This window comes from Nocardia sp. NPDC058633 (assembly GCF_042717045.1).
Classification (GTDB): domain Bacteria; phylum Actinomycetota; class Actinomycetes; order Mycobacteriales; family Mycobacteriaceae; genus Nocardia.
The window spans coordinates 18,825-41,488 of the sequence record NZ_JBHXRA010000029.1 but is presented as its reverse complement, the minus strand read 5'-3'; the positions used below and the strand labels follow the sequence as shown (position 1 = coordinate 41,488).

Sequence of the window (22,664 nt, the reverse complement as noted above, 5' to 3'; positions counted from 1 at the left end):
GCATCACGGCGACCACCGACGGCATCACCACCCCGTGCACCGGATCGACGAGCAACTTCGCCGCCTTCTACTGCCCGGCGAACAAGACCATCTACATGCCGATCAGCCAGCTGCAGACCGACCAGTTCCGCGACAACTGGGTCGTGTACCTGTCGGTGTTCGCGCACGAGTACGGCCACCACGTGCAGGCCCAATCGGGGATCCTGCGCAAGGCCAACAGCGAGCGAGTCGACGCGGGCGCCCGCTCGGCCAAGGGCCTGGAACTCTCACGTCGAGTCGAGTTGCAGGCCAACTGCTTCGACGGCATGTTCATCGCCTCGTCCAAAGGCGGCGGCTCGCTGTCCTCGTCGCAGGTCACGGTCGCCACCAGGGATTCCTACGGCCGCGGTGACGGCCCGGGCGACATGCGCGACCACGGTACCGCCGAGCACGGCGGCCAGTGGTTCGAAGTCGGCCTCGACCGCAACCTCACAGCCCAGTGCAACACCTTCACGGTGCCCGCCGGTGACGTGAACTGAGACGGTGCTGCTGTGCCGCACCGGTAGCTGTCGCGGCAGACGGGGAGCCGACCCCGTTCGCGGTGCATTGTCCATGTCCGTGCGTGATCAGTTGTCAGGTGATTGATGTATCCCCCGCCTCCTCCGCAGCCGCCCTACGGCAGGCCCGGGCCGCCGCCGTACGGGGGACAGATGCCGCCATACGGCGGGCAGATGCCACCGTATGGTCGGCCCGCGATGCCACCGCCCTACGGCAGGCCGCTGCCGCCGCCGTACGGCTATGCGCCGCAGGGGTATCCGCCGCCGCGTCGGGGCGGGTCGGGTGTACTCGGCGCGGTGCTGACGGTGCTGACCGTGTTCGGAGTCGTCGGGTTGCTGGTGGCCGCAGTGGTGCTGTCCGACCAGACCTCGCCGGGTACGGTCGCGAAGACGACCCCGCCGAGTTTCACCTACAGCTCCAATGCGCCTGTGCCGACCACGAACCCGACGACCGCGCGGGCCACGACCACCGCGCGCACCACCGCGCCGACGACGACCAAACCCGCAGGGCCGCAACCTGTCATCGCCCTCGGTCAGCATCCGCTGTTCAACAACGACGACGCGGGTCTGTCCAACATGGACTGCGATCTGCCGCGCTGGTCGACCAACGCCGCGGTGGCCAAGGCCTTCTTCGCAGCGGCGCAGGCGTGCCTGGATCAGATGTGGCGGTCGAACCTGGCCGCCGCGAATCTGCCGTTCAAGAGTCCGGGTCTGGTTGTCGCCGAACAGCCTTCGCAACTGTCGTCGCCGTGCGGCGGTTCCACCAGCGACGCGTTCTATTGCAGCGCCTCGAGCACCATCTACATGTCGACGGCCGGGCTGGTCCTGAACAACACCCCGTATCCACCGATGGAAGCGCTCTCGGTGTACGCCCACGAATACGGCCACCACGTCCAGGGGCTCACCGGCCTGCTGCAGGCCTCCTCGAACCAGCGCCGCGAGCAGGGCACGATGTCGTCGGGCGGGCTGGAGACCTCACGCCGAATGGAGTTGCAGGCCAGCTGTTTCGGTGGCATGTACATCGGTTCGTCGGAGGCCGGCGGTTCGTGGACCTCGCAGGAGGGCTATGCCGCGGTCAAGCACAACTACAACCGCGGTGACGGCAACGGCCGCCACCGCGATCACGGAACGCCCGACCACAACGGCAATTGGTACAACCAGGGCTATTCGAAGAATCGCAATTTCGAATGCAATACCTGGTTGGCCCCGGCGAACGAGGTCAGCTAGTGCCGTAGTGGCCTTCGCCGAAGCGGCGCGGGGAGGAGCCGTGAACGCCCTCCGCATAGGCGGTTTCGGCGTGCAGGGCGAAGTCGATGCCCGCGGTCTCGTCTTCCTTGCTCACGCGGAAGCCGATGATCTTGTCGATGCCCTTGCCGAGCACCCACGAGACCGCGAAGGCGTAGGCCGCGACCACCAGCACGGCCACGAGCTGCTTGCCGAGCTGGGCGAAGCCGCCGCCGTAGAACAGGCCGTTCACCCCACCGGTCATCACCTGGGTGGCCAGCAGGCCGATCAGCACGGTGCCCACGATGCCGCCGACGAAGTGCACACCGACCACGTCGAGCGAATCGTCATAGCCCGCTTTGTGTTTCCAGCCGACCGCGAACGAACACACCACACCGGCGGCCAAGCCGACCAGCATCGCGCCGAAGGTGCTCACCACGCCGCAGGACGGGGTGATCGCGACCAGGCCTGCCACCGCACCAGAGGCCGCGCCGAAGGTGGTAGGCCTGCCGTCGCGGACCTGTTCGACGATGAGCCAGCCGAGCATGCCGAGGCTGCCCGCTACCAGGGTGTTCAGGAAAACCGCTGCCGCGGCACCGGTGGCGCCGAGCGCGGAGCCCGCGTTGAAACCGAACCAGCCGAACCACAGCAGACCGGCGCCGAGCAACACGAACGGCAGGTTGTGCGGGCGCATCGCGTCGATGTTGAACCCGATGCGCGGCCCGAGGACCAGCGCCAACGCCAAGGCCGAAGCGCCGGAAGCGATCTCGACCACGAGGCCGCCCGCGTAGTCGAGCGCGCCGAAATTCAGCAGCCAGCCGTCGGGTCCCCACACCCAGTGCGCGATCGGCGCGTACACCGCCAGCGTCCACAGCGGAACGAAGACCATCCAGCCCGCGAACTTGGCACGGTCGGCGATGGCGCCCGAGACCAGGGCGGCGGTGAGGATGGCGAAGGTGAGCTGGAAGGTGACGAACAGCAGCTCCGGAATGCTGCCGCGCACCGAGCTCGGGTCGATCCCGGCCAGCGCGAAGTGCTCCAGATCGCCGATCAGGCCGCCACCGGCGTCGTCGCCGAAGGCCAGGCTGTAGCCGGCGACCAGCCAGACCACGGTGACCAGCGGGATCGCGATGAAGCTCATCATCAGCATGTTGAGCACGCCGGTAGAGCGCACCATCCCGCCGTAGAAAACGGCCAGCGCGGGCGTCATCAACAGCACCATGGCGGTGGCCGCGAGTAGCCAAGCAGTGGCCGCCGGGTCGATCGTTGCGGGCACGGTAACTCCTTTCACGCGTGGATGCGTTGCGAGAAAGTTACCGAACACTCGCCGTGGGTGCCGGTGCTAGCCCCGGTTTTCCTTCGCCAGGGCCCGTGCGCCGCGCTTGCCGGGAACGGGCAGGTCATCGCCGTCCGCGAGCCATTCCGCGGTGGTGAGCCAGCGGCGCTGGGCATGCGCGTCGGCCACGTCGAAGAAAAGCCGGCGGCCGCGATCGTCGCGCGCGTCGCGGGCGAGCACCGCCCAGCTCGGCGGCTTGCCCCGATCGGCGGTGTGTTCCACGACGAAGCCGGCGACCAGCTTGCCGACCATGTTGACCGGCTTCTGCGAGACCCGATTACCGTATTTGGCGGTGTGCCAGCGCCGCGCCGGGCACAGCGACCCCGGGCTCGCGTTGGACGCGATCCAGCCCGCGCGCTGGGCCCGTTCGATCAGCCACAGGTGCTTGACCGCCGACGGTGCGATCTCGCCCACCCGCTCGGCGATGAGCTCGCAGACCTCGGCATCGGCGAGGATGTCGCGCCTGGTGGGCCCGATATCGTGCTCGGTCCAGTGCGCGGCGGCGAGGCGGGCGAGGATGCGACCGAACTCGTCGATGCTGCGCTGGGCGCGACGGCCCAGCCGCTCGATCCGCTCGGCCTCGCGGCGCATCTCGTTCTGCGCGGTGAGCGTGCGGATGGCCGCCATGGTCGGCACCTGCCCGCGCTGGAGCAGTTGCAGGATGGCGTCGGCGGTCGCCGGGTCGGCCGCGGCCGCGACGGGTAAGGAGTCGCGTTTGATATCGAAGTCTTGGGGGCTGATCGCCCGGCTCAGTAGCCCGACCGCGGCGTTGTCGCCTGCGAAGTCGGTGTGGGCGAGCCAGGCGGTTGCGATGTCATCACACGACAGCACGGTGAAACGTTCCTCCGGTCGATGCGGTGGGGGAGCGATCGGTGCGCGAAGGTTGTGCCCCGGTCGGGATGAGGGACCGGCCGGGGTCACCAACCTGATGAAGGTTTGGCCACCGAAGTTGCCGAGATCCACGGTAGCCAGCCGCTTGCGCCGCTGTCACGACCGTTCATGCTTTCGTTACATCCAGATAGAAGCCGTCAACCGGGGAATTGGTTTGGATTCCTGTGGTAGCCAGTATCAACCGACTGTTCGGTGGGAAATTCGCCGCGTGTAAAGCAGTCGATAGCTCGACCGTTGCGCCCAATGGAACGCTTTGCACCTACGCTCCAGACCGCGGAATTCAATGTGATTTGGATCACAGTAGTATCAAGACTTCACTACCTCGTACGCGTGCAGTGCCAGCCGCCGATAAACCCTGTCGGACGCTCTCGGTAGCCTGTGGGTCGTGGCTCTGTACCGGAAGTATCGACCGGCGACATTCGCAGAAGTAGTGGGTCAGGAGCACGTCACCGACCCGCTGAGTACAGCGCTGGATACCGGCCGGATCAGCCACGCGTACCTGTTCTCGGGGCCGCGTGGGTGCGGCAAGACCTCGTCCGCGCGCATCCTCGCGCGCTCGCTGAACTGTGTGGACGGGCCGACGTCCACGCCGTGCGGTACCTGCTCGTCGTGTGTGGCGCTCGGGCCCGGCGGGTCGGGCAACCTCGACGTCATCGAGCTCGACGCGGCCAGCCACGGCGGTGTCGACGACACCCGTGAGCTGCGTGATCGTGCCTTCTACGCGCCCGCCGAGTCGCGCTATCGCGTGTTCATCGTCGACGAGGCGCACATGGTCACCACCGCCGGCTTCAACGCGCTGCTCAAGATCGTCGAGGAGCCGCCGGCTCATCTGATCTTCATCTTCGCCACCACCGAGCCCGACAAGGTGCTGCCGACGATTCGTTCACGCACACACCACTATCCGTTCCGCCTGCTGCCGCCGGCCACCATGCGCGGACTGCTCGGCAAGATCTGCGAGCAGGAGCAGGTACCGGTGGAAGAGGCGGTGTACCCGCTGGTCATCCGAGCTGGTGGGGGCTCGCCGCGCGACAGCCTGAGCGTGCTCGACCAGCTGCTGGCCGGTGCCGGACCCGACGGTGTCACCTACCCGCGCGCGGTCTCGCTGCTCGGCGTCACCGATGTGGCCCTCATCGACGATGCCATCGACGCGCTGGCCGCCGATGACGGTGCCGCGCTGTTCAACACGGTCGATTCGGTGATGGAGGCCGGCCACGACCCGCGCCGCTTCGCCGTCGACCTGCTCGAACGCCTGCGCGACCTGATCCTGTTGCGCGCGGTCCCCGACGCCGCCGACCGCGGCCTTGTCTCCGGCCCCGGCGACGTCATGGAACGGATGCGCGACCAGGCCGAACGCCTCGGCCCCGCCACCCTCACCCGCTATGCCGAACTCCTGCACGAGGGCCTCGGCGAGATGCGCGGCGCCACGGCCCCGCGACTGCTTCTCGAAGTGATCTGCGCCCGCATGCTCCTGCCCTCGGTCTCCGACACCGAATCGGCGACCCTGCAACGACTGGAACGGCTCGAACGCGGATTCGCCGGCGGATCGCTCCCAGGTCCGGCCCGCCCTGGCCCGGCGGCCGGTGAGTCACCCGCGCAACGTCCCGCCCCGCCTTCGTCGAGCGGTGAAAGCCGCCGCCGTGGCGCGGAACTCCTCGCCGCCGCCCGCGCCGAGAAGGAAGCGGCAGCCGGCGGATCATCGGTACCGGAATCCGCGAGAGCCGTTGTCGCGGAACGGAATATCGCCGCCCCGACCGCGTCGCCTGCTCCCTCGACTGCCGCCCCGGTCGTGCCGCCGGCCGCAGCGGCCCCTGCCCCCACGACCGCCGCCCCGGTCGTGCCACCGGCCGCAGCGGCCCCTGCCCCCACGACCGCCGCCCCGGTCGTGCCACCGGCCGCAGCGGCGCCTGCCCCGATCGCGTCGCCAGCCCCCGCGACCGCCGCCCCGGTTGTGCCGACGGCTCCTGCGTCGACCGCGCTCTCGACGCCCGCTACTTCGGACGCGACCGCACCCTCGGCGGCCGCAGCGCCCGCCCCGCGCGGGCAATCCGCACCGCCGACGCATTCGGCTGAGTCCGAGTCGCTCGCCGAATCCACACCACCCGCGCCTGCCTCACCACCCACGCAGTCCGCCCCTGCCGTGCAGCCGGCACCGCCCTCGCCTGCCGCGCAATCCGTGCCCGCTACGCCTGCCGGGCAGTCCGCTGCACCTGCCGAGCGGTCCGTATCGCCTGCCGCACAGGCAGAACAGTCCGCCCCGCTTGCCGCACAGGTAGAACAGGCCGCATCGGCCTCGCCTGCCACGCCGCCCGCGGCCTCCGAACCTGCAGCGCACTCCGTACCGCCCGCTCAGTCCGCGCAGACTGCCGTGCACTCCGCACCACCCGCACCACCCGCGCACTCCGCGACCGCCTCTACGTCAGCTGATTCCGGACGAGGTGCCCTCACCACACCCTCGGAAGATGTTGCAAACGAATCGCTTACGGCGGAAATCTCGCCGACGGCGGATGGCAGCCTCGCGCAGTCCCACCTCGGCGCGCGAGCGCACAGCCCTGGCGCTGAGCGGCCTTCCGAGACGCCCGCCGAAGCCGAACCACACCGCCGCGGCGCCGCATCGACGGTGACGCCGGATGCGGTCGCGCCGCGAACGGGTTCGTCGTCCCAGCCCGAAGCCGAACCGGCGGCCGGTCAGGGTGCGGCTGTCCCTGCGCGGGCCGAGCAGGTCGGCGCGGCGAAGCCGACGGCACCGGCTGAGGATCTGGTCGGCATCGTCGATGCCGCGTGGCCGGAGATCAAGGGACGGGTGCGCGAGTTCGGGGCCACGTTGCAGGCGTTGTTGTCGGGTGCGGCGGTCTCGCGCGTCGAGGGTGACGTGATCGTGTTCGCGCATCAGAGCGCGCCGTTGGCCCAGCGGTTGTCCGATCCGCGCAATATCGACGCGGTGCGTTCGGCGGTGCGGGCGGTACTGGGACGTGAACTGGATGTGCGGTGGGAGACCGGCGCGCCCACGCCGCGCCCAGCGCCCGCGGCCAAGGCCGGGCCCGCGCGGGGGTCGGGACTGCCGGAGAGCAAGCCCGCGGGGCGACCGAAGTTCTCGCGGCCGAGTCAGGCGGGGGGCAACCAGTCGTCGAACCGCGCCAACCGCCCGGCCGACGACGACATTCCACCGCCGGATTTCCCCGACTTACCCGACGATCCCGGCCCGGACGAAGGGTCGGAGTCCCGGTCCGGCGCCGATTCCGCGCGTAGCGCCGCCGTTCTCGCTCCGCCCACTCCGGAGGAGGAACGGGAGATGCTGGCCGCCGCCGCGGTGCCGGTGGCTCCGGGCGACCGGCAGGACCCGGACGAGGTCGCTCTGGCATTGCTACGTGAACAGTTCGGAGCAAAGAGTCTGGATGGTTGACAGCCACCGTCCGCACCGCGTTAAGTTAACCGGAGTTCGCACACCACGGTAGTATGAACGGGTGGCCGGAAACACCGGAGGGGCATGGTTCTATGCTCCGCTGGTGCTTGCCGGGATTTGTACGGCGCCGAGGCGATCGGTCATGGCGTTCGTGCGGCCACCGCACCCCAAGGAAGGAAACACTCCGATATGACCACAGAGGCCTACATCTACGAGGCCATCCGCACTCCGCGCGGCCGCGGCAAGAAGAACGGCTCGCTGCACTCGGTCAAGCCGATCGATCTGACCGTTGGTCTGGTCCAGGAGCTGCGCAACCGCTTTCCGAACCTCGATGAGGACCGGATCTCGGACCTGATCCTCGGTGTGGTGACTCCCGTCGGTGACCAGGGCATGGACATCGCCCGCACCGCGGTCACCATCGCCGGTCTGCCCGACACCGTCGGCGGCTTCCAGCTCAACCGCTTCTGTGCTTCCGGCCTCGAGGCCGTGAACCTGGCTGCGCAGAAGGTCCGCTCGGGCTTCGACGATCTGGTGATCGCCGGTGGCGTCGAGTCGATGTCGCGCGTGCCGATGGGCTCCGACGGCGGCCCCTGGGCGCTGGACCCGGCCACCAACTACGACGGCTACTTCGTGCCCCAGGGCATCTCGGCCGACCTGATCGCCACCATCGAGGGCTTCACCCGCGATGACGTCGACGCCTACGCGGTGCGCTCGCAGGACCTGGCCGCCGCGGCGACCACCGGCGGCTACTTCGCCAAGTCGATCGTTCCGGTCAAGGACATCAACGGCCTGGTCGTGCTCGACAACGACGAGCACATGCGCCCCGGCACCACGGCCGCCGACCTCGGCAAGCTGAACCCCGCCTTCGCCGGCATCGGTGAGATGGGTGGCTTCGACGCCGTCGCGCTGCAGAAGTTCACCTACATCGAGAAGATCAACCACGTCCACCACGGTGGCAACAGCTCGGGCATCGTCGACGGCGCCGCCCTGCTGCTGATCGGCAACGAGGACGCGGGCAAGGCTTCCGGCCTGACCCCGCGCGCCCGCGTCGTCGCGACCGCCACCTCCGGTGCGGACTCCACCATCATGCTGACCGGACCCACCCCGGCCGCCAAGAAGGCGCTGGCCACCGCCGGTCTGTCGATCGAGGACATGGACCTCGTCGAGATCAACGAGGCCTTCGCCTCCGTCGTGCTGAAGTTCCAGAAGGACCTGAACGTCCCGGACGAGAAGCTGAACGTCAACGGTGGCGCGATCGCGATGGGCCACCCGCTGGGTGCCACCGGCGCGATGATCACCGGCACCATGGTCGACGAGCTGGAGCGTCGCAACGGGCGCTACGCGCTGGTCACGCTGTGCATCGGTGGCGGCATGGGCGTTGCCACCATCATCGAGCGCGTCTGAAGCTCCCACCGACCTTCACTTTCTCACAGGAGAACGAAAACTTATGACTGACAACATCATCGGCTGGGAGAAGGACGCCGACGGCGTGGTCGTCCTCACCATCGACGACCCCAGCCAGGGCGCCAACACCATGAACGACGCGTACCTCGCGTCGATGAACGCCACCGTCGATCGCCTCGAGGCGGAGAAGGACGGCATCACCGGCGTCGTCATCACCTCGGGCAAGAAGACCTTCTTCGCCGGCGGCGACCTGAAGAACATGATGAAGGTCGGCCCGGACAACGCGGCCGAGGTCGTCAAGATGGTCACCGACGTCAAGGCTCCGCTGCGCCGCCTCGAGCAGCTCGGCAAGCCGGTCGTCGCCGCCATCAACGGCGCTGCCCTCGGTGGCGGCCTGGAGATCGCGCTGGCCACCCACTACCGCATCGCGGCCGACGTCAAGGGTTCGGCCATCGGCCTGCCCGAGGTCTCCCTCGGCCTGCTGCCCGGTGGCGGCGGCGTGACCCGCACCGTGCGCATGCTCGGCCTGCAGAACGCGCTGATGCAGGTGCTGCTGCAGGGTCAGCGTCACCGCGTCACCAAGGCCAAGGAAATCGGCCTGATCGACGAGGTCGTCTCCTCGGTCGAGGAGCTGCTGCCCGCCGCCAAGGCGTGGATCGCGGCCAACCCGGAAGCGGCCCAGCCGTGGGACAAGAAGGGCTACCGGATCCCCGGCGGCACCCCGTCCACCCCGGCCTTCGCGGCGAACCTGCCCGCGTTCCCGGCCAACCTGCGCAAGCAGATCAAGGGCACCAACATGCCCGCCCCGCGCGCCATCATGGCCGCGGCGGTCGAGGGTGCGCAGGTCGACATCGACAACGCGCTCACCATCGAGGGCCGTTACTTCACGAGCCTGCTGACCGGCCCGGTCGCGAAGAACATGATCCAGGCGTTCTTCTTCGACCTCAACCACATCAACGGTGGCGGCTCGCGTCCGTCGGTCGAGGATGTGCCCAAGCGTGAGATCAAGAAGATCGGCGTCATCGGCGCCGGCATGATGGGCGCGGGCATCGCCTACGTCTCGGCCAAGGCCGGCTACGAGGTCGTCCTCAAGGACGTCGAGCTCGCCAACGCCGTCAAGGGCAAGGGCTACGCCGAGGCCATCGAGGCCAAGGCGCTCTCGCGTGGCAAGACCACCCAGGAGAAGTCCGACGCGCTGCTGGCTCGCATCACCCCGTCCGCCGACGCGGCCGACTTCAAGGGTGTCGACTTCGTGATCGAGGCCGTGTTCGAGAACCCGGAGCTCAAGAACAAGGTCTTCCAGGAGATCGAGGACATCGTCGACGCCGATGCCCTGCTCGGCTCCAACACCTCCACCCTGCCGATCACCCTGCTCTCCGAAGGTGTGAAGCGCTCCGAGGACTTCATCGGTATCCACTTCTTCTCCCCCGTGGACAAGATGCCGCTGGTGGAGATCATCAAGGGCAAGAACACCTCCGACGAGGCGCTGGCTCGGGTGTACGACTACACCCTCGCCATCAAGAAGACCCCGATCGTCGTCAACGACAGCCGTGGCTTCTTCACCTCGCGCGTGATCGGTACCTTCATCAACGAGGCCATCTCGATGGTCGCCGAGGGTGTCGACCCGGCCACCGTCGAGCAGGCCGGTCTGCAGGCGGGCTACCCGGCCGCGCCGCTGAAGCTCAGCGACGAGCTGAACTTCACCACCATGCAGAAGATCTACAAGGAGACCTCCGCGGCCATCGTCGCTGCCGGTGGCGAGCTCAATGCCGCGTCGGCGAAGACCGCCGAGGTCCTCGACACCCTGGTCGAGAAGTACGACCGCAAGGGCAAGCTGGGCGGTGCGGGCTTCTACGAGTACGTCGACGGCAAGGCCACCGGCCTGTGGGACGACCTGCGCGAGATCTTCAACTCGAGCCGTGAGCTCCCGGAGGGTGTCACCTTCCAGGACCTCAAGGACCGGATGATGTTCGCCGAGGCCATCGAGACCCAGAAGTGCTTCGACGAAGGCGTGCTCACCAGCACCGCCGACGCGAACATCGGCTCGATCTTCGGCATCGGCTTCCCGGCCTGGTCGGGTGGCTCGCACCAGTTCATCGTCGGCTACCCCGGTGGCCAGGAGGCCTTCGTGGCCCGCGCCGACGAGCTGGCCGCGAAGTTCGGCCCGCGTTTCGAGGTTCCGGCCTCGCTGCGCAAGTAAGTAGGTAGTTCCCGGTTTCGCACCGGGCCGCACGCCCGTCACCTCACGAGGTGGCGGGCGTTGCTCGTTGTCAGCGCTTGGCGTAGTCGGCGAAGCCCTGCCAGTCCAGCATCACGCACGGCTCGTCGCCGACCACCCAGGCGTCGTGACCGGGGGCGGCGATCATGACATCGCCGGGGCCGAATTCCTGGCGCTCGCCGTCGTCCATCTCGACCACGAGCCGTCCGGACAGGCAGTAGCCGATGTGCGGGGCCTGACAGCTGTCGGTGCCGGCGATCGGCTTCACGTGCTCGCTCCATCGCCAACCGGGTTCGAAGACGGCGCGGCCGACCGGACCATCCTCGACATTGACCAGATCCAGACGACCTTTACCCTGCTCGAACGGCCGGGTTTCCTCCGGCGCGTCGAAAGTCATACGTACCAGCGCGGACATGACAACTCGCTTCTGCTCGGGTGATGAGCGCCCCATGTCGTGGTCCACCGCGTGGAGGCCAGCACGGCCCACGGCCGCGCCCACCGAGGAACCAATTCTTCGCCGATCCGCGGGAGGGTGCAAGACCTGGCTATGACGTGGGGCCTGCCCTCGGCGGAGCGCGCATCGGTGCTGTTCGCGCACAACAACTTCGCGTCGGAACACCGCACCCGACTGATCGCGCTGCTGTGCGCTGAACAACGATCGCCGACAACCGTTGCCGCCACAGCGTCGAATCTCCACCCGATAGATGCCGGATCGCGCTAGCTTGGATATGTGCGGTGAAGTCGGTGACGGACCCGTATGCCGACCGAAACGCCGGTGACGCCGATGGTGAGAGGTGGTCACATGGAGCCGGAGCAGACGCGTATGCGGCGCGGGCTGTCCGATGTGGCACCGGTGGGGCTGAATACGCAGCGGACGTTGGCGCCGGGGGTGCCCGACGAGGCGGTGATCGCGGATCTCGACGCCATGGGGCTTACGGGAGCCAAGGAGATCGGGCGCGGTGGGTTCGGCGTGGTGTATCGCGCGTTGCAGCCGGCGTTGGATCGTGTGGTCGCGGTGAAGGTGCTGTCCTCGGAGATCGATGTGGAGAGCCGAGAACGGTTCCTGCGCGAGGAACAGGCGATGGGCAGGCTGTCGGGGCACCCGAATATCGTCGATATCCTGCAGGTCGACGTGACCGAGACCGGGCTGCCGCTGATCGTGATGCCGTACTGCTCGCGGGGCTCGCTCGAACGTCTCATCCACGATCGCGGCCCGCTGACCTGGTCGGACACCCTGCGGGCGGGCGTGAAGCTGGCCGCGGCGATCGAGTCGGCGCATCGGGCGGGCATCCTGCACCGGGACGTGAAACCGGCGAACGTGCTGATCAGCGGCTACGGCGAACCGCAGCTCACCGACTTCGGCATCGCGCGCATTCCCGGAGGCTTCCAGACGTCGAGCAGCTTGATCACCGGTTCGCCCGCGTTCACCGCGCCGGAGGTGCTCAAAGGCAACGAACCAACCGTGCGCTCTGATATCTACGGGCTCGGTGCGACGTTGTTCGCCCTGCTCACCGGCCACGCCGCCTTCGAACGCCACGCGGGAGAGAAGGTGGTGGCCCAGTTCCTGCGCATCACCACCCAGCACGTCCCCGACTTGCGCGCCCAGGACATTCCCGACGACGTGGCCGCGGTGATCGAACAGGCGATGTCGCCCGAGCCCGCCGACCGTCCGGCTTCGGCCTACGAATTCGGCGACCTGCTGCGCGAAGTCCAACGCGCGCACGGCCAGATGCCCGACGAGATGGCGTTGCTCGACTCCACGGACATCACCGACGACACCCCGGAGGTCCTGAAGTCGGTCACCGGCCGCCGAAGCTGGCCGCTGACGTTGCAGCCCGCCGGCGCCTCGGTACCCATGCCGAGCACGACGACCGGCACCCTGCCGCCGACCGCCGCCACCAAATTTCGCCCGCCCACGCCCGCGCGCGAGCCGTTCCCCCGCCAGCGACTGCTCGATGTGTTGCGCGAGGGCGGGCGACGCCGACTCGCGCTGATCCACGCCCCCGCCGGCTTCGGCAAGAGCACCGTCGCCACGCAGTGGCGCGCCGACCTGGCCACCCGCGATATTCCGGTGGCCTGGCTGGGGGTCGACCAGAGCGACGACAGCGAGATCTGGTTCCTCGCCCACCTCATCGAGGCCATCCGCCGGGTGCGCCCCGACGTCGGCGCGGGCCTCGAACAGGTGTTGGAGGAGCGTCCCGCCGACGCGGTCGCCTATGTGATCGCCACCCTGATCGACGAGATCCACGCCAGCGGGCAGCCGGTGGTCGTCGTGGTGGACGACTGGCACCGCGTGCGCGACCCCGGAGTGCAACGGGCGATGGCGACCCTGCTCGACAACGGCTGCCACCACGTGCGATTCGTCATCACCAGTCGCGATCAGTCCGGTCTGCCGATCAGCAGGTTGCGGGTGCGCGACGAGCTGGTCGAGTTGGATGCCGCCGCGCTGCGACTCACCGAATCCGAGACCCGCCAGATCCTGGTGGAACGCAACGGTTTCGCGCTCACCGACGAGCAGGTCGAGCAGATCCACACCGCCACCGACGGCTGGCCCGCCGCGATCCAGTTGGTGAGCCTGACGCTGCGCGGGAAGGCCGACCCGGCCCAGTTGCTCGCCTCGCTCGCCGAGGGCGGGCACGGGATGCGGGAGTACCTGGCCGAGAACGTGCTCGACGCGCTGGCGCCGCAGCAGCTGGAATTCCTCATGGCGATCTCGGTGGTCGAGCGGGTGAACGGGTCCCTGGCCGGGCTGCTCGCCGACGTCACCGATGGTGCCGCGCTGCTGGAACAGGCCGAGCAGCGCGAGCTCTTCCTGCACCGGATCCAGCACGACCCGGGGTGGTTTCGCATGCAACCGCTGTTCGCCGAGCATCTGCGCGCCCGGCTCGACCGCGAGCATCCCGGACGGTCGAAAGTGCTGCATCGGCGCGCGGCTCGCTGGTACGCCGAGCATCAACTACTGCGCAAGTCGGTGGATCACGCACTGGCCGCGACCGATCTCAAACTCGCCGCCGACCTGCTCGAGAGCGGCGGCATGGACCTGATCGACGGTTCCAGGCTCGCCACGCTGCTCGGCAGCGTCTCGAAACTGCCTGTCCAGCAGGTGACGTCACGGTCGAAGCTGCTGATGGCGGTTGCCAGGGCGAATATGAACATGCAGCAGACCGGGACGGCGCGCAGCGCACTCGGCAGGCTCTCCAATCTGCTGGCCCGCAGTGTGCCCGGGGAGCCGGAACTGGCCGAAAATCGTCGCGTGGCAGCGGTACTGGATGCCGCCGACCGGGTGTCCCATGATGACACCGCCGAGGTGGCCGACAGTCTGGCCGACGTACTGAAAGAACCCGGCGACCTGCCCGACTGGACGGTGTCGACCGCCGCCAATCTGATGTCGTTCGTTCGGCTGTGCGAGTTCGACTTCGCTGCGGTGGCCGAGCTGCAGGATTGGGCCACCGACTATCACACGCGGTCGAAGGATCCGCTCGGTCCGGTGTTCGGCCTGTGCGCGCTGGGCGATGCCGCCTACGAGCAACTCGACATCGCCTCCGCCACCACCTTTTTCGAGCAGGCCTACGAGACCGCGCGAGTTCGGGCCGGTCCACGCTCGGACGCCGCACGCATCGCGGCCGCCATGGTCGGTGAATTGGCCTATCGGCGTGGCGATCTGGCGCTGGCCGATCGGCTGCTCGACGAGAGCCACGAACTGGTCACCCGGGTGGGCCCGGTCGACTTTCTCATCGCGACCTTCGTGAGCGGGGCCAGGGTGAAGGCGGCCCTCGGCGACCAGTACACGGCCTCGGCCCGCCTCGACGAAGGTGCGCGAGTGGCCGCGGAAAACGGATTGGCCCGCCTCGATGCCCACGTGCGGGCCGAACGGTCCAGGCTCGGATTCGCCACCGGCGACGACGATTTCGCCCCCGACACCTCGGGAAACGGCGCTCGGCGCAAGAAAGGCGCCGCCGCGCTGATCACCGAAGCCCGCGCCATCGCCGACATCCGGATCCTGTTGGCCGAACAGCGGCTGCGCGCGGACGATCGCGCCGCCCGCCACGCCAGGGTGATCTACGCGAAGACGCTCGAACAAGATCGCCCGCGAGCGGAATTGGACTCGACCCTTTTGCTGGCGGAGTGTCTGGCCTCGGCTGGGTGGGTAGGGGAAGCGACCGGTCTGGTACTGCCGGTGCTGCGCACCTGCGCCGAGCTGGGCTGGACCAGACCGCTGTTGGACGCCGGGCCCGGCGTGGTCGGCCTGCTGCACGTGGTGCGCACGCAATCCCATGACGGGCAGCAGCATCCGATCTTGCGAGACCTGCCCGGTGACTTCCTCGACGAACTACTGGCCTGATCGCGGCCCGGGCGCCCGGGCCGCGATCAGCGGATTACGGCTGCCACCACGGGCGCAACGGGACGTCCCAGGCGCCGTGGGAATCCAGCTTCACACCGAGCACGTGATGGAGCTGGATCACATTGCGCTGGAAGCCGAGTCGACAGCCCGCCATGTACAGCCCCCACACCTTCGCGGTGCCCTCGCCGACCTCGGCGACGGCCGCGTCCCAATTGGTGACCAGGTTCTTGCACCATTCGTGCAGCGTCAGCGCGTAATGCTCGCGCAGGTTCTCCTCGTGCAGCACTTCCAGGCCGACGTTCTGGATATCGGAGATGATGCGGCCCGAGCCGATCAGCTCGCCATCGGGGAAGACGTAGCGGTCGATGAAGTCGCCCGCCTTGGTGGTGCGGGTGTTGTCGTGGCGGGTGATGCAGTGGTTGAGGAACAGGCCGCCCACCCGCAGCTTGTCCTTGATGTAGCCGAAGTAGAACGGGTAGTTGTGCACGCCGATGTGCTCGGTGAGGCCGATCGAGGAGACCGCGTCGAATTCGCCCTCGGGGATGTCGCGGTAGTCGCTGTGCCTCACCTCGGCGAGCTCGCCGAGCCCTTCCTCGGCGATCTTCTGCTGCGCCCAGGCGGCCTGTTCGGCCGAGAGCGTCGCCCCGATCACCTTGACGCCCCGGCGTGCCGCGTAGCGAACCATGCCGCCCCAGCCGCAGCCGATGTCGAGCAGCCGGTCGCCTTCCTTCAGGCGCAGTTTCTCGAAGATCAGGCGGTACTTGTTCTCCTGCGCCTGCTCGAGGGTCCAGTTCTCCTCGCCGTACACCGCGCACGTGTAGGTCATCGACGGGCCGAGGACGTACTCGTAGAACGTGTTGGAGACGTCGTAGTGGTGGTGGATCGCCTCGGCATCGCGAGTCTTGGAGTGCCGCAACCCTTCCAGCGCGATCCGGCGCCAGCGCGGCAGCGTTTCCTGCGGCGGGGGAGCGATCGGCTTGAGCCGGTCCCAACCCAACGAGCGGGCGATGGTGACCAGCGACAGTGCCGAAGGACGATGGAACTTCATGTCCTGCATGGCTTTCAAGATGTCGTACGGGTCACCGGGGTGTACTCCCTCGGCGACCATGTCACCGGCGATGTAGGCCCGCGCCATACCGAGGTCGCCGGGGGCGCCTGCCAGGTAGTTGATGCCGCGTGGGGTCTTGATGTCGAGGGTGTAGGCAGCGTCCTCGGGGCCGGTCGCGCTGCCGTCGTAGGCGGTGAGCCGGACCGGGATGTCGCCGTCCACCAGCGTTTCGACGACCTCGGCGATGTTGAGCCTGGTCCCCAGTTCGGTCAGACCCGCGGGCCTGTCGGTTCGGTCCTTGAATGTCGTCACTTGCGTTGCACCGCCTTCGAATACAGATTCAGCAGTCGTTGGTCCGGGTCGTAACGGGTCTTCAGTTCGGAATAGGTGTCGCCGCCGTAGAGCTCGGCGAACTCGGCCTCGTCGTAGTAGGAATCCGAATAGAGCGACTTGTGTCCGTCGAACGCGGACACGATCTTCTCGATGGCGCGGTTGGCCGCCCCTTCCGGTTGACCTCGCTCGGTCGGCACCGCCGACCAGAATCCGACATTGACGTAGGTGCGCTGTGGTTCGAGCGGATACAGCGGCCACGGACGCGCATCGTCGGTGGCCGGCGCGTCGTCGAGCGCACGCAAGCGCAATGGGCACAACCAGATCGGCTCGATCGGTATTTCGCGCAGGAACCATTCGACGAAGTCGGCGGTGTGATGCACCGGCACCTCGATATCCTGCACGACCCGTTCCTGCGGTGGCTTACCCTTGCGGGCCTGCCTGCGGTCGTCGATGTGGTACTTGCGGTCGAGCGCGACCAGTTTCCAGTAGAAACTGCTGCGGCGACGCGACTTCGGCCAGAATCTGCGGATCTTCGGGTTCTGCGCGCCGAACGCGCGCGAGCACCAGAACCAGTCGGTGTCCCAGCGCCACAGGTAGTCGTGGATGGTCAGCCGGTCTCGTTTCACGCCGTCGGCGTGCTGCAGGGACCGGTAGAAGATGTCCATCCCGGTGTAGTCGCTCACCGGGCCGGGCTCGTCGGTCTGGCGGCCCAGAGTCAGGTAGCTCTCGTTCGCGCTGAACACCACACCGTCGATGTAGTCGACAGGTTCGTCCTCGAAACGGCGTTCGGTGACTATGCGGTCGAGTTCGGTTTCCAGTTCGCGCAGGTCGTGGAAGCGCACGTGCCGCAATTCCACGAACGGCAGCACGGGTTCGAGCTCGATCTTCAGCCGGACGGAGTATCCGAGCGTGCCGTAGGAGTTGGGGAAGCCGTGGAACAGGTCGGCGTGCTCGCCGGTCGGTGTCGCGGTGACGATCTCGCCGGATCCGGTCAAAATGTCCATTTCCAGCACGGATTCGTGCGGTAGACCGTTGCGGAAGGAGGTCGATTCGATGCCGAGGCCGGTCACCGCCCCGCCCAGGGTGATGGTCTTGAGCTGGGGCACCACCAGCGGCGCCAGCCCGTAGGGGAGGGTGGCCGCGACCAGGTCCTCATAGGTGGTCATGCCGGCGACGTCGGCCGTGCGGGCTTGCGGGTCCACCGCGATCACCTGGCCCAGGCCCGACACGTCGAGGCCGGGCGCGGTGGTTGCCGCCCTGGCCCGGAACAAGTTTGATGTCTTCTTCGCCAGTCGGATGACGGCACCGGGTGGGATGGCGCGATAGCTTTCCAGCAGTCGCTCCACACCCACCCGATGCGCGGCATATCCGGACTCGCGCGCGGCCGGTTCGTGACCAGCCCTACCCAAAAGACTCACTGCCACCCCATTGACGCTAGTACGACCCCGACCGCCGGGCCACCGGATACTCGCGCGCCGCGACAAAATGTCACGCACATGTTCCCGCGCCGTCCCAGCCTGGTCGGATGAACCGGCCGGCGACAGGGCAGGATGTAACCCGGTCGAGATATCGCCACACCCCCAGCAAGGAGTCAACAGTGGGACAGGTCAGCGCCAGCAGTTCGATCGTCGTCGCCGCGGATCCGCAGCGCACGCTCGCAGCGATCGGCGATTACGAGACGATCCGGCCGCGCATTCTTTCCTCGCACTACCGCGACTACAAGGTTGTCGAAGGCGGCAACGGCGCGGGCACCGTGGTGGAGTGGACGCTGCAGGCCACGGAGAAGCGCACACGCAACGTGCGCGCGACCGTGACGGTGGCGGATTCGGTTCTCACCGAACGCGACGCCAACTCCACCATGGTCACCACCTGGACCGTCACCGGAGACGGCACCGGCTCGAAGGTCACCGTCGAGACCACGTGGAAGGGCGCGGGCGGCATCTCGGGCATCTTCGAGGGCATCTTCGCCCCGCTCGGCCTGAAGAAGATCCAGGCCGAGGTGCTGGGCAACCTCGCGCGCGAACTGGCCTGAGCCGGGTTCGCGGAGTCGATCAGTCCTTGCCGATGTCGAAGAGATTTCCTTCGGGGTCGGCGAGGGTGGTCCACCGCATGCCGTATTCGTCGAAGTCGCCGATGTGCTTGCCGCCCAGGCGGAGCGCGCGCTCGATGTAGTCGGCCCACTGCGCTGTGTGGAAGTCCAGGTGGACCACATTCTTGCCGGGGGTCTTGTCGGGGACCTGGATGAACATCAGGATCGGGGCGAGGCCGGCGGATCTGCCGACGGTGGCGAAGAACGGCGACGCCTCCGGATCGACGGGCACGTCGAGTAGTTGTGCGTAGAACTCCGCCAGGGCGGTGGCGTTGTGGCAGTCCATGGTGATGTTCGCCAGGGCGACGGTCATCGGATGTCTCCTTCGCTGATCGGCCAGCACACTTCGGTGCGATAGGCGGCCGGGTTATCGGTCATGTCAGGTCCCACGAGGTAGCGCTCGCGGACCGGTTCGTCCGGCAGGGCGGCGCCGTGCTCGGCGACGTGGCTGCCGAGTGCGCCGTAGGTGCGGTCGAAGTCTTCGAACGGGCCCTCGTGCACGGCCACGGCGAAGTGGCGGGCCGGGAATTCGACAACCGCGAACCCGCCCGTCGGTACGAACTCCACGCCGGGCGGTAACGGCACGAATGCGGTGACCGCACCGTTGTCGTCGGTGAAGAACTCGTTCGAATATGTGGCTCCCGCAACACCTTCCGGGTTGACGCCCGACTCGAGCAGGGTCGTGTACAGCTGTTCGAACGCGGTGCCACACCAGTCGGCGATGCCGTCGCGCACCACCTTGTCGGTGACCGTGAGCGCCGTGAACGCCGACTCGATTCGGTAGTCGACCTCGATCGGCGGCGAGGGCGCGGTGAGCAGGGCACGCAGCGACACCACCACCTCGCGGGTGCGGTCCAACGCCGCTTCCATGCGGGTCAGGTGCGCCCGCAGCGCGGTATCGCGCTCGGTGGGATCGGCCGCGGCGAGCACCGTGCGGATCTCCGGTAGCGGCATGTCCAGATCGCGCAGGCGGCGGATCAGATGCGCCCGTTCCACCTGGTCGGTGGAGTATCGGCGATACCCGCTGCCCGCATCTACCGCAGCGGGCTCGAGTAGCTCGATCTCGTGGTAGTACCGCAGCGTCTTGACGCTCAGATGGGTGAGGCGGGCGAACTCGCCGATCGCCACGGTTGCTGTCATGAGGACCAGACAACACCCTCCAGCAGGTGGAGGGTCAAGAACCTGATCAGGCGGGCGTCAACACGAAGGAGGCGAGCAGTGGCCATGCGCCCTCGCGCCACCACGAATAGCCGAACCAGACGCCCGGGGTGATCTCGCGGATCTCGTCGTAGACCTGCGGGGTGGGGGAGGGCGCGTAGTTCAGTGCCCAGGCGGGGGCACCGTCGAGGATCGAGGGTGCGCGATAGACATCGGCCGGAAAGGCTTCGATTCCGGCGCCGGTGACCCGGTTGGTCAGGGAACCGCCGTCGGGTCCGGTGCGGAACACTTTGCCGATCCAGAGTGCGGGCGCGGCCGCTTCGAGTTGCGGCGGGCGTGTCACCCAGCCGTTGGTGAGCCCTGTCGCCACCGCGCCCGCCTGCGCGTCGCGGTAGATCTGGTCCTGCTGGGTGACGTTGCATCGGAAGCGCAGCGAATCAACGGTCACCGCGCGATTGCCGGGGTCGAGTACACAGCCGTTGCCGTAGTCGTTGATCCCGGTCGCGGGATCGGCCGATACGGCGGCGGGTGAGAGGAGAAGCAGGCTGGACAGGGATATGCCCAGGGCGGTCATCGATGCCAGGCGCGTACGGGATGCATTCATCGGATCTCCTTCAAGATTGCTGAATCATTGCCCTACCTAGGCTGATCGTATTCCCGAAGCCTCGGCGGAGCCATTCTTTCAGCGACTGTGCCCCGCGACTAGACTGGTTACGGCTCGCGGCCGAGCCCCGTACCCGACGCGCCCACACGGTTTCCGCCGCCTCGCACCCGAGGGCGAGACGGAACCCCGAAGGCGCAGTATCGTCGCTCGGGTGTGTGGCCCACAGGGCCGAAAATCCCGCGGCGCCAGCCGCCAGAAGACACAGGAGTGTTGTGCAGCCCGGTGATGGTCAGTTCGATATGCAGGCTCTGCTTGCCCAGGCTCAGCAGATGCAGCAGGCGGTGATGCAGGCGCAGGCCGAGCTCTCCGAGACCGAGGTGGCCGGTCAAGCCGGCGGCGGTCTGGTGCAGGCCACGATCAAGGTCAGCGGCGAGGTGATCGCGCTGACGATCGACCCGAAGGTGGTCGATCCCGATGATGTCGACGGCCTGCAGGACCTGGTCATCGGCGCGATCAACGACGCGATGACCAACGCCCAGCAGCTCGCGGCCGAGCGCCTCGGCCCGCTGTCGCAGGGTCTCGGCGGCGGTTCGATGCCCGGTCTGCCCGACTTCTGATGTATGAGGGTCCGGTTCAGGATCTGATCGACGAGCTGGGCAAACTACCCGGCGTCGGTCCGAAGAGCGCACAGCGCATCGCTTTTCATCTGCTGCAGGTGGAGCCGCCGGACATCGACCGGCTGCAGGCCGCGTTGCAGAAGGTGCGCGACGGCGTCCAGTTCTGCGTGTCGTGCGGCACCGTCGCCGATGGTGAGCTGTGCCGGATCTGTGCCGACCCCCGCCGCGACCGCACGATGATCTGTGTGGTCGAGGAACCCAAGGATGTGCAGGCGATCGAGCGCACCCGTGAGTTCCGTGGTCGCTACCACGTGCTCGGTGGTGCGCTCGATCCGCTCAGCGGTGTCGGGCCGGATCAGTTGCGGATCAGGGAACTGCTGACCCGCATCGGCAATCAGGACGACGGCGTCGATGTGAGCGAGGTGATCATCGCGACCGACCCGAACACCGAGGGCGAGGCGACGGCCACCTATCTGGTGCGGATGCTGCGCGATTTCCCCGGGCTCACCGTGACCCGGTTGGCCTCCGGGCTGCCGATGGGTGGCGACCTGGAATTCGCCGACGAACTGACCCTCGGTCGGGCGCTGTCGGGCAGGCGGACCTTGTAGGACCGCGCACGCGGGCGCGACGGCGGAGGTGGACGTGATCGCCGCCGGTCGCGCCCGCCCGAGGATCAGAGTTCGACGCGGGTCCAGGTGACGCCGTCGCCGGTGGCGGGCTTGCCGTTGGCCCACTCCCAGATGATGTCGGCGACCTGAGCAGGGTCGTCGAGGGTCGTGCCGAAGTGTCGGTCGGGGGCGCCGTCGCGATATTCCAGGGTGTAGGGGCCGCCCGGATCGCGGTAGGTCTGGATGTAGCGCTGTTCGCCCTGTTCGACGATCAGGTACGGATTGGGCGCGGCGAGCCCGGCCACCCAGTGGTGGGCCAGTTTCTCGGTGAGATAGGGGAATTCGCCCGCGCCACCGTGGGTGACATTGATCGGGATGTGTCCGGCCGGGTCGATGAGCCAGGTCAGCTGCGGATCGTAGACGGCGTAGCCGCGTGCGGTGGCGAGGTCGAAGAGCAGGTTGCGGACGAATCCGATGGCGTCGTACGGCGAGGGGATGTAGAGCGTGTCCCCGCTGGGGCCGCCGACGGAGTCGACGCTGAGGAACGAGTCGTCCACCGGTAGTTCGGCGTTGCGCGCGTTCAACTCGGCCGCGATCTCGGCGATCGATGCGGACTCGGTCAGGCCCTCCTGGGCGGCCAGGTACGCGTCGATCTCGTCGACGGAGCTGGCGACGCCGGACGGCAGCAGGATGTGGTCGTAGCTCACGGGTCCAACCCTACGGAAGTGGCACAGGTGGCCATCGATGTGGTCTGGGGGGCCGGGCTGTAACCGCGGTGTTTCGAAAGGGGTGCCGGTCGGGAAACTCCCCTTTCGTCGGCCCGCGCGGTGTCGGGGGTGTGTGGTCCACTTGGTGA

General features: G+C 67.8%; 17 protein-coding genes and 1 pseudogene. 9 read left to right on the top strand and 9 right to left on the bottom strand.

Annotation, left to right across the window (positions count from 1 at the left end; all coding sequences use genetic code 11):
• Positions 1-518 (top strand): neutral zinc metallopeptidase (locus ACFWUR_RS28390; protein WP_378910894.1); only part of this gene is annotated, 518 nt, incomplete at its 5' end.
• Positions 519-710: 192 nt separating this feature from the next.
• Complete coding sequence (locus ACFWUR_RS28385) at positions 711-1,763, top strand: neutral zinc metallopeptidase (protein ID WP_378910893.1); 1,053 nt, start codon at positions 711-713, stop codon at positions 1,761-1,763.
• Here the strand turns inward: ACFWUR_RS28385 and ACFWUR_RS28380 are convergent.
• Positions 1,756-3,036, bottom strand: a complete 1,281-nt coding sequence (locus tag ACFWUR_RS28380; protein WP_378910892.1) for an ammonium transporter — start codon at positions 3,034-3,036, stop codon at positions 1,756-1,758. The genes ACFWUR_RS28385 and ACFWUR_RS28380 overlap by 8 nt on opposite strands.
• Before the next feature lie 66 nt (positions 3,037-3,102).
• Complete coding sequence (locus ACFWUR_RS28375; RefSeq protein ID WP_378910891.1) at positions 3,103-3,927, bottom strand: hypothetical protein; 825 nt, start codon at positions 3,925-3,927, stop codon at positions 3,103-3,105.
• Positions 3,928-4,372: 445 nt separating this feature from the next.
• On the opposite strand from ACFWUR_RS28375, the pseudogene ACFWUR_RS28370 reads away from it, so the two are divergent.
• The 3 genes and pseudogenes from ACFWUR_RS28370 to ACFWUR_RS28360 form a co-directional block, all read left to right on the top strand.
• Positions 4,373-5,995: pseudogene (locus ACFWUR_RS28370) on the top strand (DNA polymerase III subunit gamma and tau); the annotation flags it as partial.
• Positions 5,996-7,576: 1,581 nt separating this feature from the next.
• Positions 7,577-8,791: an acetyl-CoA C-acetyltransferase gene (locus ACFWUR_RS28365; protein WP_378910890.1), complete on the top strand. Its 1,215-nt coding sequence runs from the start codon at positions 7,577-7,579 to the stop codon at positions 8,789-8,791.
• Between the two features lie 43 nt (positions 8,792-8,834).
• On the top strand, positions 8,835-10,991 hold the full coding sequence (locus ACFWUR_RS28360; protein WP_378910889.1) for a 3-hydroxyacyl-CoA dehydrogenase NAD-binding domain-containing protein: 2,157 nt from the start codon (positions 8,835-8,837) through the stop codon (positions 10,989-10,991).
• 70 nt (positions 10,992-11,061) lie between these two features.
• Here the strand turns inward: ACFWUR_RS28360 and ACFWUR_RS28355 are convergent, their stop codons facing one another.
• Complete coding sequence (locus ACFWUR_RS28355; protein ID WP_378910888.1) at positions 11,062-11,424, bottom strand: cupin domain-containing protein; 363 nt, start codon at positions 11,422-11,424, stop codon at positions 11,062-11,064.
• A 387-nt stretch (positions 11,425-11,811) separates the two neighbouring features.
• Here ACFWUR_RS28355 and ACFWUR_RS28350 point away from each other — a divergent pair, with 387 nt between their 5' ends.
• A complete protein-coding gene (locus ACFWUR_RS28350) occupies positions 11,812-15,351 on the top strand; it encodes a protein kinase (protein WP_378910887.1) in 3,540 nt (1,179 codons plus the stop codon).
• Positions 15,352-15,385: 34 nt separating this feature from the next.
• Here ACFWUR_RS28350 and ACFWUR_RS28345 read toward each other — a convergent pair whose 3' ends face one another.
• Positions 15,386-16,711 carry a class I SAM-dependent methyltransferase gene (locus ACFWUR_RS28345; protein ID WP_378910886.1) on the bottom strand — a complete coding sequence of 442 codons (1,326 nt, stop codon included), beginning with the start codon at positions 16,709-16,711 and terminating at the stop codon, positions 15,386-15,388.
• The gene (locus tag ACFWUR_RS28340) at positions 16,708-18,150 is read right to left on the bottom strand and encodes an FAD-binding oxidoreductase (RefSeq protein ID WP_378910898.1); all 1,443 of its coding nucleotides are present in this window, start codon (positions 18,148-18,150) and stop codon (positions 16,708-16,710) included. Before ACFWUR_RS28340 ends, ACFWUR_RS28345 begins: the two co-directional genes overlap by 4 nt.
• A gap of 179 nt (positions 18,151-18,329) precedes the next feature.
• On the opposite strand from ACFWUR_RS28340, the gene ACFWUR_RS28335 reads away from it, so the two are divergent.
• A complete protein-coding gene (locus ACFWUR_RS28335) occupies positions 18,330-18,764 on the top strand; it encodes an SRPBCC family protein (protein ID WP_378910885.1) in 435 nt (144 codons plus the stop codon).
• A gap of 19 nt (positions 18,765-18,783) precedes the next feature.
• On the opposite strand, the gene ACFWUR_RS28330 is transcribed toward ACFWUR_RS28335, so the two are convergent.
• The 3 genes from ACFWUR_RS28330 to ACFWUR_RS28320 are packed head-to-tail and all read right to left on the bottom strand — an operon-like array spanning position 18,784 to position 20,583.
• Entirely contained in the window at positions 18,784-19,134 is a 351-nt protein-coding gene (locus ACFWUR_RS28330; protein ID WP_378910884.1) for a VOC family protein, read from the bottom strand.
• Complete coding sequence (locus tag ACFWUR_RS28325; RefSeq protein ID WP_378910883.1) at positions 19,131-19,961, bottom strand: MerR family transcriptional regulator; 831 nt, start codon at positions 19,959-19,961, stop codon at positions 19,131-19,133. The genes ACFWUR_RS28330 and ACFWUR_RS28325 overlap by 4 nt, the downstream gene beginning before the upstream one ends.
• A gap of 46 nt (positions 19,962-20,007) precedes the next feature.
• Positions 20,008-20,583, bottom strand: coding sequence for a hypothetical protein (locus ACFWUR_RS28320; protein ID WP_378910882.1), 576 nt, complete (start codon positions 20,581-20,583; stop codon positions 20,008-20,010).
• 272 nt (positions 20,584-20,855) lie between these two features.
• On the opposite strand from ACFWUR_RS28320, the gene ACFWUR_RS28315 reads away from it, so the two are divergent.
• Positions 20,856-21,200: a YbaB/EbfC family nucleoid-associated protein gene (locus ACFWUR_RS28315; RefSeq protein WP_378910881.1), complete on the top strand. Its 345-nt coding sequence runs from the start codon at positions 20,856-20,858 to the stop codon at positions 21,198-21,200.
• Entirely contained in the window at positions 21,200-21,808 is a 609-nt protein-coding gene (gene recR / locus ACFWUR_RS28310) for a recombination mediator RecR (RefSeq protein WP_378910880.1), read from the top strand. Before ACFWUR_RS28315 ends, recR begins: the two co-directional genes overlap by 1 nt.
• A gap of 65 nt (positions 21,809-21,873) precedes the next feature.
• Here recR and ACFWUR_RS28305 read toward each other — a convergent pair whose 3' ends face one another.
• Positions 21,874-22,515, bottom strand: a complete 642-nt coding sequence (locus ACFWUR_RS28305) for a hypothetical protein (RefSeq protein ID WP_378910879.1) — start codon at positions 22,513-22,515, stop codon at positions 21,874-21,876.
• Positions 22,516-22,664: the final 149 nt, after the last annotated feature.